The following is a 12916-nucleotide window of genomic DNA, read 5'->3' on the forward strand; positions in this document are numbered from 1 at the left end:
CCGCCCGCGTCTTTTGTTTATAAGACACCCCACAAACGGGGGGCGCTGTTTCGGTGGGGGCCGGGGCGCGGTGCCCGCGCGTGCGCCCCCACGGCTCACCTGGACACGGCCTTGAAATAAGACATATTTTTCGGGGGTTGTCATGACCATACATTTCAAGCGCGCCGGCGCGGCACAACCGGCGCATGAAGGCACCGCGCGTTCGGCCGGCGCCACTTATCAACGCCACCTGGCCGCGCCGCGCGCCATGTTCGCCGCGCCGCCGGCCGATCTGCTGACGCTGGTCATTGCCGAAGCAATCAAGCGTAAGGCGCAGGCGGAGATCCAGCGCGAGGCGTTGCGTGACGCGATGTATGAGATGCCGGCATCTCCGGACCGATACCACGATCGCGGGGCGGACATTCGCCCCTCCGATTCCGACGAATAATCAGAACATAGACCGTTGTCGCGGTGGCCACGGCAACCGGACGGCGGCTGAGCGGCGGAGAGCCGGCATGATCGACATCTTCCTGATTTCATCCAGCATGGAGCGCGCGCCGCAAATCGTCGCGCGTCTCGAGGCAAGCGGCGTGGCCTACCGGCTGCGCACCGCTCACGGTTCGGCCCGGCAGGTGCGCGCGCACGCCCGTGCGGTCCGCAGCGCCGAGCTGCTGATCGTCGACGATGTCGATCTGAGCGCGCGTGACCTGGACGGCATCGAGGAGGCGCTTGCCTGCACGCCGGCGCTGCATTGCGTGCTGATGACGCCGGCGCCATCCACGGCATTACTGGGCGTGGCGATGCGTGTCGGCGTGCGGCACGTCCTGTCGTGGCCGCTCGACGCCGACGAGCTCACCACCATCCTGATTCAGGTCGAGGCGCGAAAAAACGCGAGCGGACGGCGCGCCGGACGTGTCGTCTCGCTGGCTTCGAGCAAAGGCGGCAGCGGCACGACGCTGATTGCCGTGAATCTCGCCTATTCGCTCGCCGCGCTGAGTAACCGGCGTGTGCTGCTGATCGACCTGAGTCAGCAATTCGGCGACGCCAGCCTGCTCATGGCCGACAAACCGCCGCCCACCACGCTTGCCGATCTCTGCTCCCAGGTGGAGCGCCTCGACGCCGCGCTGCTCGAATCTTGCGTGATGCATGCCCACGCAAATCTCGATGTGCTGGCGGGCGCAGGCGATCCGCTCAAGGCCGCCGAACTGCTGCCGGCCCAGTTGGCGCGGATTCTCGCACTGGTGCGCGAGCGTTACGACGCGGTGTTGATCGACATTGGCCAGAGCCTCAATCCGCTCACGATCCATGCGCTCGACCACAGCGATGTGATCTGCATGGTGGTGCGCCAGAACCTGCTGTACCTGCACGGCGGGCGCCGCATGCTCGATATTTTCAGGGAACTGGGTTATCCGGCGAGCAAGGTGCGGGTCGTGGTGAATCAATACGACAAGAACGCCCAGATCAACCTGCCGAAGCTCGAACAGACGCTCGGCGCGAAGGTGGCGCATCAGCTTCCGCGCGACGACAAACAGGCCAACGAGGCGCTCAGCCGCGGCGTGCCGCTGGTGACGTCGGCTAAAGACAGTACGCTCGCGCAAGGCATCAGCCTGCTGGCGGACATGCTCTGGCCGTCCAGCGCCGAGCGCCGCAAAGGCGTGCTCGGCCGGCTGTTCGCGTCGCGGCCGAATACGCCGCCGCAGCTCAAGCCGGGGCATTGAACTCCACGGGTCAAGCGCGATCTGCTACGTGTTAGCAGGGAATTCGCACGCGCGTGGCATGATCCTGAGTGGAAGGACGCACCGGGTGAAAGTCCGGCCCGCCCGATCCGCCCGATCACTCTCGAGAGCGCCACCGTGAGCGCCGCATCGACCATGCAAAACGAGTTCAACGGTCTCAACGATATCGCGTCGATCCTGTCCAATCCGATTCTCAACACGGATTCGTACAAGGCGTCGCATTACCTGCAATATCCGCCCGAAGCGTCGGCGATGTTCTCGTACATCGAATCGCGCGGCGGGCGCTACGACCGCACGCTGTTCTTCGGCCTGCAGATGCTGATCAAGGAGTACTTGTGCCGCCCGGTCACGCCGGCCATGATCGATCAGGCCAAGGCATTCTTCACGACGCACGGCGAGCCGTTCAACGAAGCCGGCTGGCGCCACATCGTCGAACACTACGGCGGCTATCTGCCGGTGCGCATTCGCGCGGTGCTGGAAGGCTCGGTCGTGCCGACGCACAACGTGCTCGTCACGGTCGAGTGCGACGATCCGCAAGTGTTCTGGCTGGCTTCGTATCTGGAAACCATGCTGCTGCGCGTGTGGTATCCGATTACGGTGGCGACGCAAAGCTGGCATCTACGTAAGACGATCCGCGACTATCTGCTCAGGAGCAGCGACGACCTCATGCAATTGCCGTTCAAGCTGCACGACTTCGGCGCGCGCGGGGTGTCGAGCGCGGAGTCGGCGGCGATTGGCGGCGCGGCGCACCTTGTCAGTTTCATGGGCTCGGATACCGTGCTCGGCGTGGTCGCGGCGAACCACTACTACAACGAGGCGATGGCGGCGTTTTCCGTGCCGGCAGCGGAGCACAGCACGATCACCTCATGGGGACGCGAACGGGAAACCGACGCGTTTTGCAACATGATCGCGCAGTTCGGCAAGCCGGGCGCGATCGTTTCGGTGGTGTCCGATTCCTACGATCTGTTCGCCGCGCTGCATGCCTGGGGCACGGAGTTGAAGCAGGCGGTGCTCGACTCCGGCGGCATGCTCGTGATCCGGCCCGACTCTGGCGATCCGCGCACGATCGTCCTGCAAACCATGCAGGCCCTGGAGGCGTCGTTCGGTTCGTCGGTGAATGGCAAAGGCAGGCGCGTGCTCGACAACGTGCGCGTGATTCAAGGCGACGGCGTGAATCCCGACTCGATCGAAGCGATCCTCGCCGCCATCGACGAAGCCGGTTTCGCGGCGGACAACATCGTGTTCGGCATGGGCGGCGCGCTGTTGCAGCAGATCAACCGCGACACGCAGCGCTTCGCGATGAAATGCTCCGCGATCCGTTTAGGCGATGAATGGCACGACGTGCTCAAGGACCCGGTCACGGACGCCGGAAAGCGTTCGATGAAAGGGCGGCTCACGCTGCTGCTGAATCGCCATACCGGCGAGTATCGAACCGCGACGCTACCCATTGAGTGGAACGAACGCACGGTCGAAGGCGATTGGGAAGAGGCGCTGGTGACGGTGTTCGATTCCGGCAAGTTGCTGATCGACATGTCGCTGGCCGAGATCAGGAGCCGGGCTCACGCGCACGAAGCCTGACGCGAGCCGCTCGCTTGCCAGACCGCAACGCCTGAAGCGCGGAAGTCGATCCTGCACGGCGCGCCTTCGCGTAGCCGGGTGTCTTCATTGGCCATGTCGAACCGGACCCCGGCAATATTCACGCGGACATAGCGCTCGCCGCGCCGCAATTCGACCGCGTCGACCACGCCGGCATGCATGCCGTCGTCCGTCACGTGAATGGCGTGCGACGACACGCGCCACATGATCCGCTCGCCGGCGTCGAGCGCGAGCCCGCTGTCACCCGTGCCGATCACGAAGCCCGGAGCGATCTCCACGTATGCCGAGGCGCTCATCACCCCTTCGCCGACGTTGTGCAAGCCGAGCAGGGCGGCCACCCGCATCGACGCCGGCCGCTCGAACACGGCGTCGATCGGACCCGCTTGCAACACGCGGCCCTGTTCGACGACCAGCACTTCGTCAGCCAGCAAAGCGGCTTCATCCGGATCGTGCGTGACGATGATCGTCACCGCCGCGATCTCGCGCTGCAAGGCGCGCAACGACTGCTGCAAGCGGCGCCGCCGCGGCGTATCCAGCGCGGCGAACGGCTCGTCGAACAGCAGCAGTTCGCTATGCCGGGTCAGCGCGCGCGCGAGCGCGACCCGCTGGCGCTGGCCGAACGACAATTGATGCGGCAGGCGCGCGACCAGTTGCGCGAGACCCAGATGATCGAGCCAGTAACGCGCGCTGGCGGGATCGGCATCGACGGGGAAGGCCAGTTGCCGCGCTACCGTCATATGCGGAAACAGGCCGTAGTCTTGCGGCATATAACCGATCTGCCGACGCTCGGGCGGCAGCGTGTCCAATTGCGTCGTGCCGAGCATTACATTGCTCGACGCGTTGGACTCGAGCCCCGCAATCAGCCGCAGCGCCAATGACTTGCCAGAGCCGGACGGCCCGATGATCGCAAGACGCCGCGTGAGCGGCGTCCATGCAATGTCGAGATCGAACGCGCCGAGGCGGCGCCGCAAATGGAAGGCGAGGCGCAGGTCCGTGGTGTCGCCGCGGCTCGCGCTCAGGTCCGTGCCGGGTTCGAGCGCGTCGTCGCCATTTTCGGTTCGTGGGAGTGCGCGCTTCTGCCGAAGGCTGTAAATCGACAATGCCGCGCAGACGATCGCGATGCCAAGCGTAGGCAGCAGCAAGGGCATCATCGCCGGAAGGCCCTGGCCGCCGAATACGACATATGTATAGACCGGCAACGAATACGGGTGATAGGCGACCATCACGGTCGCACCGAATTCGCCGAACGCGCGCAGCCACGCGAGCGCGAGTCCCGCGCGAATCGCCGGCCACGCCACCGGCAACATGACCCGGAAAAAGCGGCTGGCGGCGTGATGGCCGAGTGTCGCGGCCACGTCGTCGAGTACCGGATCGACGGCGGCGAACGCGGATTTGGCGGCGATGATCAGGAACGGCGCGGCGACGAAAACTTCCGCGAGCACGATGCCTGCGAACGAATCGGTCAGCATGCCGTGAGTCAATTGACCGACCCAGCTATACGAGCCGAGCAGAAACAGCAGCAGCACGCCGCTGGTGAGCGGCGGCAACGCCAGCGGCAACTGCACGAAAAAACCGAGCAGCGCCACCTTGCGCGAATTCGAGCGCGCCAGAAAATAGCCGAGCGGCATGCCGCCCAGCAAAATCGCGAGCGAGGCCACGCTGGCGCTCGCCGCCGAAACACCGACTGCGGACCACGTGGCGCGCCAGTCGACGTTTGCCCAATCCGCCGCGCCGAGCTGCGGCACACTCGCGATAAACGGAGCGCACAGATAGACGGCCAGCAGCGCGGCTAGCCACAGCAGCGGACGCGCAGCGGTGCGTTTCACCGCGCTTACCGCGTGGCGGCGTCGATCACGGCTTGCAGCGACGGCGGCATGGCCTGCAGGTTGCCGCTCACGGTCGGTTTGATGACGTCCACGCCATGTTGCTTCAGCAACTCGCGTCCTGTTGCGCTCAACAGGAAGTCGGCGAAGCTGCTCGCGCCTTCACGGTTCGGCGCGTCGCTGAGAATCGTCAGCGTGTAGCTGGCCTTGGCCTGCAATTCGGGCGCCGGGCGGAGCGCCGGAATCTTCAGGTCGGATGTTTCGGTGGAATAGAAAAAGCCGGCGTCGAGCTGGCCAGATTGCAGGCGGCCAACCAGCGTTTCCTCAGGCAAGACCTGCTCCGGGTTCTCCGCTGCGCCAAGCGTCTTTTGCACGAGGTCCGGCTGATGGTAGAGCTCGGCCGCCCTGTTCATCATCTCGACGGTGAATGCGCCTTTGGGGTCGAGCTTCGGATCGGTCCGGCCGATGCGGATGCCCGGCTCCTGCAGCACCTCGTCCCAGCGTTTGGTCTTGAACTGCGCGGCGAACCGGCTCTGCGGGTTATAGCCGATCATCAACGGCGATTCGGCGAAGTTCACATACCACGTAACGTGATCGCCGTTCGCCGCGCCCATCAGACTGTCATTCACCTTGGGGCTCGCGCTGATAAACACGTCGCCGCGACGCAGCTTGCCCTTGATCTCGTTGGCGATCTTGTTCGAGCCCGCTGCGTAGCCGCGGAAATGCTGGCCGGTGGCCTTCTCGAATGCCGGGCCGATGCTGCGCTCCATCAGATTGACGAGCGAGCCGGCGTACAGCACGTTGACCGTGTTGTCCTGCGCCAACGCGGGCGTCGCGGCCACGATGCCGGTGACAGCCACGAGTGGAGCAACGAGAGAAGCGAGCAGCTTGCGAATCATGCGACGACCCCGAAACGTTATTAAGAGCGCTATATTACGACGTCGGCGCGTTGCACGCCTTGCAGCCCCCACTGATTGCCTCGTTTGAGCAGCATCGTCGCCGGGTTGTCCGGATTGTGAAGACTACGGACACTGTTTCCCCGGCCCCCGCTGACGGCTATCCGGCCAGGTGGCAGCACCAGGCGGTTCGTGTATGCTTTCGCGCATGGCCGACACCCCCAAAACCAAATCCGCACCCGCGGCAAAAAAAGCCGCGAAGGCGCGCCCCGAAGTGCGCTTCAGAATGCGCATTCGCAGCGCAGACGCGGTCGCTCTCGGGCCGGGCAAAGTCGACTTGCTCGAAGCCGTGCGCGAATTCGGCTCGATCTCGGCGGCGGCGCGCAGTCTCGGTATGTCGTACCGGCGCGCGTGGCTCCTGATCGACGAGCTGAACCGTTCGCTCAAGTCGCCTGCCACGCATTCGGAGCAGGGCGGGCAAAGCGGCGGCGGCTGCACGCTGACTTCCGTTGGCGAAACCATCATTCGCCTGTATCGCGACGTCGAAGTCGAGGCGCAGCGAAGTTGCGCGAAACAGATTGCCGAGCTGACCCGGTTGATCCGCTCCTGAACGGTTGAGTCTTTCAGGCGTTGCTAGCCGTGTCGCAGGCAAAAAGCCGAAGACGGCGGATTGGCGAGTCGCGCGAGATTCTCGGGGTTCAGGCGGCCCATCAATTCGACAAAGCTCGCCACGCTCGCCGTACGTAGCGGGCGATAGTCGATCTGGTGGCGCTCGCACACGCGTTTGAGCGTATTCATCGAATCATGATCGACGCAGTCAACCGGAAACACCACAAGATCCGCTCCCGGCAATGCCGCGGCAAGCAGGCCTTTGCGGTCTTCCACGCCGCCGTCGTGCACGACCAGATCGCCGCCGGCCGCTTCCACCAGCCGCTTGAGCGCGGCGTTGGAGCCTGGCCTTCCGCCCACATACACGATCCGTTTGCCGCGTACGCTGTCGAGGCTCGCCGCGCGCGCGCCCGGTCCACTCGCTGCGTCGGCGGTTGCGTGCTCGAGGGCGTCGCATTCGCTCTGGACCAGCTTGAGCAGCGTCAGCGTTTGATCGTAGCGCTTGCGCAGCGCGAGCGCCGCGTCCTGTTCCTGGAGCACCCGTTGCTCCGCGGCCTCGCGACGGTTCGTATGCAGCGCGACACGCTGATCGGCATCAACCAGTTTGTCGCGTAGCCGGTGTATCTCGGCTTCGAGACCGGCGGTGTCGGCTGGTATCTGACGGGGTGTCCGTGCTGTGAGCCGGGCGATCTGCTCATCGAGCGCGGCACGCGACGCGTCGTGTTGCAGGGTGAGTTCCTGCATGCGGCGCTGCTGCTGTTCAATTTTGTCTCTCAAGGCGGCGTTTTCCTCTTCGAGCGCGACCAGCCTGCGAATGTCCGCGCGATTGGCGGCGCCCACCAGATGCGACAGCATGTGCAAGTCGCCGAACGCCTTCTGGCGCACGGGCATGGTTGCACAGGGATGCGTCATTAACGCCCAATAGGCCGGTGGGATTTCGCCGCTTTTCAGCGCCTCATCCCAGCGATCGAGCAGGTCCGCGTCATTGGTGGCTTTGTCGAAGCGGCGGATCGCGCCGGCATAGTGGTCGTCGAGCAGCTTATGCAGCGCTTTGGCGGCCGCACCGCCTTCGATCGCGAGTTCGACCGCCGCGTGATGAATCTCCAGATCGCTCGCGTCGTGGCGATCGAGTCCCGTGAATTTGGGCACCAGCTTGCGCAATTCGTGCGTGCCGAGACACGTGCCGATGATCGAACAATGCAGATGGCTGTCGAGTTCGCCGAGGCGCGCGCGCCGTTTGGTATTCGGGAGCGACACCTTGCCGGGCGTGCAGCACGGATCGGTGCCGCGCATGCCGGTCACGGCAAGCTCGTCGCCGGAGAGTTTCAGACGCGTGGGCTGGGCGAGGCGGAACGGGGGCGTGTGCATGGGAATCTCGAATCCGGTTTGGTCAGGCGGATTGAATGTGCGTGCAGAGCGCGTCGCGCACTTTCGCTGCGCGAGCGTGGGTACCGATATATTCGGAAGGATATAACGGTGGGCGAGAGAAAGCGTTCATCTGTGGCAGTCGCGATTCAGTCGTTCGAGCGGGCGAGGGCGGGTTCGGCGGTGCGCAACTTGCGTCGGTCCACGGTGGCGTCTGTCGTGCCTGGGGCTGCGGCGCGTTTGCCGGCTGCCGGAGCCAGTTCGCCCGCCGCCCATGCGTGCTGGTCGAGCACATGCGCGACGCACAGGCCCACGAAGGCCGCATCGAGCCGTTCGAGTTCGGCGACCACCTTGCGTAGCGCCGCGAGGTCGTTGCTGAACGTGTCGGAAAAGATCGCGTCGCGCAACTGTTCGGCGCAGCGTGCTTCTTCGATCGTCGCTTTCAGATCGCGCAGACGCACGAACGCCGCGGCTTTCGCCTGCTCGGCGAGGACCGATAGCAACTGGTTCAGCGAGTGCGAGCCGGACGTGCCGACCGAGGCGAAATTCCACTGCTCGTCGGTCAGCATGAGGACGAAGCGCTGCACGCTGCCGTAGAGGCGCCGGTAAGCGTCGACGACATCGCGGATCGACTCGGCGCGACCGCGCTCGGACGCCGACTTCACCGCGACGATGGTCGACGAAAGCTCGTTCGGCAAGCGCGCGAGGCGTCCTGCTGGGGCGGATGAAATGGATCGGCTGCGCACCGCTACTGGCTCCTGCTTGCTTGTTTTGCTTCGTCGCGCGCGGCGGGGAGGCGCGATGAAAGACACGCCGCCACGCACTACGAAGCCTACCGTGATATTCGGCAGGATATAATGAAAAGCAAAAGGTGTGTTGAATAGACGCCGTTTCCCGATGCATTACGCCAGATTTGAATTGCGATCGGCGAATCGCGCGATCCCAACCTCGGTCGGCCTGCTCTCGCCAGCCGCCCTCTGTTCGGCACCGCGCTCTGCCGCGCAGCGCGGCGTCGAACGGATAGGCGTGCCGGGCCGCCCACGTGGGTCCGGTTTTCCGATATCGTGTGCTGCGTGTCCGTCGCCGAATTTTCGCCGGGCCGCTTTCCGGATCGCATTCACGACCGGGCAACGCAAAACGTCAAAACAATGAGCCATCCCAACACCGAACTGATCCAGCGTTTCTACACGGCGTTCCAGCAACGCGACGCCGAAACCATGGTGGCCTGTTATGCCGACGACGTCGTCTTCAGCGACCCGGCGTTCGGCGAGTTGCACGGCGACGAAGCGCGCGATATGTGGCGCATGCTGGTGGCGCGCGCGCAAGACTTCTCGCTGACGTTCGAAGGCGTCGAAGCGGACGACCGTCACGGCCGTGCGCACTGGGTGGCCAGTTACCTCTTCAGTCAGACGGGTCGTGCGGTGGTCAACCGCATCGACGCCCGGTTCGTGTTCCGCGACGGCCGTATCGTCGAACATCGCGACAGCTTCGATTTGTGGAGCTGGACCCGTCAGGCATTGGGCCTCAAGGGAACGCTGCTCGGCTGGTCGCCGCTCGTGCAGCGCGCCATCCGCGCCCAGGCGAGAAAGGGGCTCGACCTTTACCGGCGGCGGCAACGGCGCGCGTGAGCCGCGCGTCGCCTTCAGGCCGAGGGCGGCGCGCTTGCTATCATTCAGCCACGTGATGCTGTATTTCTTCAAGCGGACGAACGAGGAACGTTATGCCAGTAGTGGATGCCGCATGGGAAGAGTGGCTGAGCAGCAACGTGGCGCGCGGCTGCAGTCCGGATTCGATGATCGACGCCATGGTGCAGGCCGGTTTCGCCACAGATGCCGCGCGCCTCGCCGTGCACAAAACCTTCGGTCTGAACCCGGCCAATGCCGCCTTTGCCGCGGCCGCCGCGACCGAGGCGGCGCTAGCCAAGGCCGCGCCGCAAACGTACCAGTACGACGATCCGCCCGTCGCGCGCGGCAACGTGATCCGGGCGTACGATCGTGACGTGCGCGTGCTGATGCGCTGCGAGCGGCCACAGGTGATCGTGTTCGGCGACGTGTTGTCGCCGGATGAGTGCGCCGAGATGATCGAACGCTCGCGGCATCGGCTGAAACGGTCCACCACTGTGAATCCGGACACCGGCAAGGAAGACGTGATCCGCAACCGCACCAGCGAAGGCATCTGGTATCAGCGCGGCGAAGATTCGTTTATTGAGCGGATGGACCGGCGCATATCGAGTCTGATGAACTGGCCGGTCGAAAATGGCGAAGGGCTGCAGATTCTGCATTACGGCACGACCGGCGAATACCGCCCACATTTCGACTACTTTCCGCCGGATCAACCCGGCAGCGCGGTGCATACCGCGCAAGGCGGCCAGCGCGTGGCCACGCTGGTGATCTATCTGAACGACGTACCCGACGGCGGCGAAACGATCTTCCCGGAAGCGGGCATGTCGGTCGCGGCACAGCAGGGCGGCGCGGTGTATTTCCGCTATATGAACGGCCAGCGTCAACTCGATCCGTTGACCTTGCACGGCGGCGCGCCGGTGCTCGCCGGCGACAAATGGATCATGACGAAGTGGATGCGCGAACGTGCTTACGGCTAGCGCACGCGCACTCCGCGCAGCCGCCTGAGCGGCGCTAGCGGATTTGCTCGCCGGCCTGATTCGTTGTGGTGTGGTTCGCCCGCGCCGTGTTCAAGCTGTCTTGTAGACGTCGGGGTTATGCAACTCCATATAACGCTCCGGATTCGCCGGTGCCCGGAAGCCATGCGGCTCGTAGACGTGATGCGCGTCCGTCGTCACCAGCATGATTCTCCGCAAAGCCTGGAGCGAGGGGCTCGCGAATACGTGCTTCATCAATGCGGACGCATATCCCTTGCCGCGATAGGCCGGCAACACGAAGACATCGCACAGATACGCGAAGGTCGCTTCGTCCGTAATCAGGCGCGCGAACGCGATCTGCCGGCCTTCGATATAGCCGCCGAAACATAGCGAGCCCGCGACAGCCCGCTCGAACGTCTCGCGCGGCATGCCCTTGGCCCACGCGGTTTCCTGCGACAGGAACGTGTAGACCGTTTCCATCTCGAGATCGGCCTTGTTGCTCGAAATCGTCAACTCGTGTGTGTGCACTGTGTCTCTCCGCCTGTTTTGTCGAAGCGTGCCGCCGTCAACCTTTCGCCGGATCCTCGCTGCCGCGCGACCCGCCGCCTATGCTCTGGCCGGCATTGCGCGCGAGACCCATGTAACCGGTCACGGATACCAGTGTCACGACGCCCGCGAACAGGAACGCGAGGCGAAAATCGTCGAGTGTGAACAGGCGGCCGGTGGTCTCGCCGTTGAAGAAGGCTGCCGCGCGCAACGACACGGCGCCGAATGCGATGCCGAGGCCGATCGTCATCTGCGCCGCCGCGCTCCATAGCGTGCTGGCCGCGCTCATCTGCGGTTGGGCGACGTCAGCGTAGGCCAGCGTGGCGAGTGTCGAGAACTGCATCGAACGCGCCACGCCGTAGACGAATACGACGAACAGCACCAGCACGAGCGGCACGTTCGGCGTCAGCAACCCGCACGCGATGATGAACACACCGGCCACCGTCACGTCGACGATCGACACCATGCGGAAACCGTAACGCTGCAGGATGCGCGTGGTCAGCGCCTTCATGCCGAGATTGCCGAGCGCGCTCGCGAGCAGCAACAGCCCCGACTTGAACGCCGACAAGCCAAAGCCGACCTGGAAGAGCAGCGGCATCAGATAAGGCACCGCGCCGATGCCGATGCGCGTGAACGACCCCGTCACGACGGTCACGGAGAAGGTCGGGATCTTCAGCGTCGAGACATCGACGAGCGGATGGGGATGACGTTTCGCGTGCTGGAACGCCACCACGCCCATCAGCAGGCCACCGAGGATGATCGCGCCGGCGACCCACGGATTCTCGCCGGGCTGGCTCGCCAGTTCCGCGCCATAGAGAATCGCTGTCAGCGTTGCGCCGCTCAGGAGCAGGCCGACCACGTCGAGCGGCTTGCGTTCGGTGCCGCGCAGGTTCGGCACCAGCACGAGCGCGATCGCCATGGCCGCGAGGCCGAATGGCACGTTGAGCAGGAAAATCCAGCGCCACGACGCGTAGGTGGTGATGAAGCCGCCGATCGGCGGCCCGACCACGGGAGCTGCAATTGCCGGCCATGTAATGGTGGAAATCGCCTGCATCATGCGGCTTTTTTCGGTGCTGCGGACCACGATCAGGCGGCCCACCGGCACCATCATCGCGCCGCCCATGCCTTGCAGCAGACGCGCGGCGGTGAACTCCACGACGTTCTGCGAGAGACCGCACAACACGGAGGCTACGGTGAATATGCCGATCGCGCTGAAGAACACCGTGCGTGAGCCGCAGCGGTCGGCGACCCAGCCGCTTGCCGGAATGAAGATCGCCAGCGCCAGCATGTAGGCCGTCATGCCGAGGCTGAGACTGTTGGGACCCACGCCGAACGAGTGCGCCATCTGCGGCAGCGCAGTGGCGATCACGGTGGTGTCGAGGTACTCCATGAAGAAGGTGGCGGCGACGATATAGGGCAGCCAGCCGACATGCGCGTTGCGCGTATCCGTGCCGCTCATTGCGCTGTCTCCGCCGCGCTGCGTGCCGTGTCGTGCGAACGCCGGTGGGCGTCGATGCGGTGAGCGCGCCGGTGCGTTGGGCGCGATGGTTTGGCCTTCATGTTCTTGCGACTACCTTTCGAAAACGTGTTTCCGGCATCCGCGTGAGGCGGACGAGCGACGCGCGCGCAGCCGCGTTTGACGCGCCCGCGAAACCATCCTGGATGGCACGCGAGCGCCAGCCCTGAATCCTAACGCAATAAATGGCGCCACACCGAAGGTGAGGACGGTCGCCGCGCATCACGCAGGCGGCGCACGGGGCATGCCTGCAA

At 64.7% G+C, this 12916-nt stretch carries 12 protein-coding genes; 6 read left to right on the forward strand and 6 right to left on the reverse strand.

Annotated features, from left to right (window positions below; translation table 11 throughout):
• Positions 1-142: 142 nt before the first annotated feature.
• The 3 genes from P0D70_RS23575 (at position 143) to P0D70_RS23585 (ending at position 3293) form a co-directional block, all read left to right on the forward strand.
• Positions 143-427, forward strand: coding sequence for a hypothetical protein (locus P0D70_RS23575; RefSeq protein WP_408186225.1), 285 nt, complete (start codon positions 143-145; stop codon positions 425-427).
• 67 nt (positions 428-494) lie between these two features.
• The gene (locus P0D70_RS23580; protein ID WP_408186226.1) at positions 495-1697 is read left to right on the forward strand and encodes a CpaE/TadZ family protein; all 1203 of its coding nucleotides are present in this window, start codon (positions 495-497) and stop codon (positions 1695-1697) included.
• Positions 1698-1850: 153 nt separating this feature from the next.
• Complete coding sequence (locus tag P0D70_RS23585; protein WP_408186268.1) at positions 1851-3293, forward strand: nicotinate phosphoribosyltransferase; 1443 nt, start codon at positions 1851-1853, stop codon at positions 3291-3293.
• Here P0D70_RS23585 and P0D70_RS23590 read toward each other — a convergent pair.
• Both P0D70_RS23590 and P0D70_RS23595 read right to left on the reverse strand, forming a co-directional pair.
• The gene (locus tag P0D70_RS23590) at positions 3275-5137 is read right to left on the reverse strand and encodes an ABC transporter ATP-binding protein/permease (RefSeq protein WP_408186227.1); all 1863 of its coding nucleotides are present in this window, start codon (positions 5135-5137) and stop codon (positions 3275-3277) included. The two genes, P0D70_RS23585 and P0D70_RS23590, sit on opposite strands and share 19 nt — an antisense overlap.
• A gap of 5 nt (positions 5138-5142) precedes the next feature.
• On the reverse strand, positions 5143-6033 hold the full coding sequence (locus P0D70_RS23595) for an extracellular solute-binding protein (RefSeq protein ID WP_408186228.1): 891 nt from the start codon (positions 6031-6033) through the stop codon (positions 5143-5145).
• 205 nt (positions 6034-6238) lie between these two features.
• Between P0D70_RS23595 and P0D70_RS23600 the strand changes: the two genes are divergently transcribed.
• Positions 6239-6640, forward strand: coding sequence for a winged helix-turn-helix domain-containing protein (locus P0D70_RS23600; RefSeq protein WP_286162198.1), 402 nt, complete (start codon positions 6239-6241; stop codon positions 6638-6640).
• A 23-nt stretch (positions 6641-6663) separates the two neighbouring features.
• Here P0D70_RS23600 and P0D70_RS23605 read toward each other — a convergent pair whose 3' ends face one another.
• The gene (locus tag P0D70_RS23605) at positions 6664-8007 is read right to left on the reverse strand and encodes a DUF2325 domain-containing protein (protein WP_408186229.1); all 1344 of its coding nucleotides are present in this window, start codon (positions 8005-8007) and stop codon (positions 6664-6666) included.
• A gap of 146 nt (positions 8008-8153) precedes the next feature.
• Entirely contained in the window at positions 8154-8750 is a 597-nt protein-coding gene (locus P0D70_RS23610) for a hypothetical protein (RefSeq protein WP_408186230.1), read from the reverse strand.
• A gap of 402 nt (positions 8751-9152) precedes the next feature.
• On the opposite strand from P0D70_RS23610, the gene P0D70_RS23615 reads away from it, so the two are divergent.
• Positions 9153-9632 carry a nuclear transport factor 2 family protein gene (locus P0D70_RS23615; RefSeq protein WP_091809265.1) on the forward strand — a complete coding sequence of 160 codons (480 nt, stop codon included), beginning with the start codon at positions 9153-9155 and terminating at the stop codon, positions 9630-9632.
• Positions 9633-9724: 92 nt separating this feature from the next.
• Positions 9725-10603 carry a 2OG-Fe(II) oxygenase gene (locus P0D70_RS23620; protein ID WP_408186231.1) on the forward strand — a complete coding sequence of 293 codons (879 nt, stop codon included), beginning with the start codon at positions 9725-9727 and terminating at the stop codon, positions 10601-10603.
• 90 nt (positions 10604-10693) lie between these two features.
• Here the strand turns inward: P0D70_RS23620 and P0D70_RS23625 are convergent, their stop codons facing one another.
• On the reverse strand, positions 10694-11128 hold the full coding sequence (locus P0D70_RS23625) for a GNAT family N-acetyltransferase (protein ID WP_408186232.1): 435 nt from the start codon (positions 11126-11128) through the stop codon (positions 10694-10696).
• Positions 11129-11165: 37 nt separating this feature from the next.
• A complete protein-coding gene (locus tag P0D70_RS23630; RefSeq protein ID WP_408186233.1) occupies positions 11166-12605 on the reverse strand; it encodes an MFS transporter in 1440 nt (479 codons plus the stop codon).
• Positions 12606-12916 lie beyond the last annotated feature (311 nt).

Origin of the sequence: Paraburkholderia sp. RL17-381-BIF-C (assembly GCF_046026435.1) — a bacterium.
Classification (GTDB): Bacteria; Pseudomonadota; Gammaproteobacteria; order Burkholderiales; family Burkholderiaceae; genus Paraburkholderia.

What these genes read in the sequence shown, in the direction of transcription:
- P0D70_RS23575 (WP_408186225.1), top strand. Translation starts at nt 143, where the DNA reads ATGACCATACATTTCAAGCGCGCCGGCGCGGCACAACCGGCGCATGAA.
- P0D70_RS23580 (WP_408186226.1), top strand. Translation starts at nt 495, where the DNA reads ATGATCGACATCTTCCTGATTTCATCCAGCATGGAGCGCGCGCCGCAA.
- P0D70_RS23585 (WP_408186268.1), top strand. Translation starts at nt 1,851, where the DNA reads ATGCAAAACGAGTTCAACGGTCTCAACGATATCGCGTCGATCCTGTCC.
- P0D70_RS23595 (WP_408186228.1), bottom strand. Translation starts at nt 6,033, where the DNA reads ATGATTCGCAAGCTGCTCGCTTCTCTCGTTGCTCCACTCGTGGCTGTC.
- P0D70_RS23600 (WP_286162198.1), top strand. Translation starts at nt 6,239, where the DNA reads ATGGCCGACACCCCCAAAACCAAATCCGCACCCGCGGCAAAAAAAGCC.
- P0D70_RS23605 (WP_408186229.1), bottom strand. Translation starts at nt 8,007, where the DNA reads ATGCACACGCCCCCGTTCCGCCTCGCCCAGCCCACGCGTCTGAAACTC.
- P0D70_RS23615 (WP_091809265.1), top strand. Translation starts at nt 9,153, where the DNA reads ATGAGCCATCCCAACACCGAACTGATCCAGCGTTTCTACACGGCGTTC.
- P0D70_RS23620 (WP_408186231.1), top strand. Translation starts at nt 9,725, where the DNA reads ATGCCAGTAGTGGATGCCGCATGGGAAGAGTGGCTGAGCAGCAACGTG.
- P0D70_RS23630 (WP_408186233.1), bottom strand. Translation starts at nt 12,605, where the DNA reads ATGAGCGGCACGGATACGCGCAACGCGCATGTCGGCTGGCTGCCCTAT.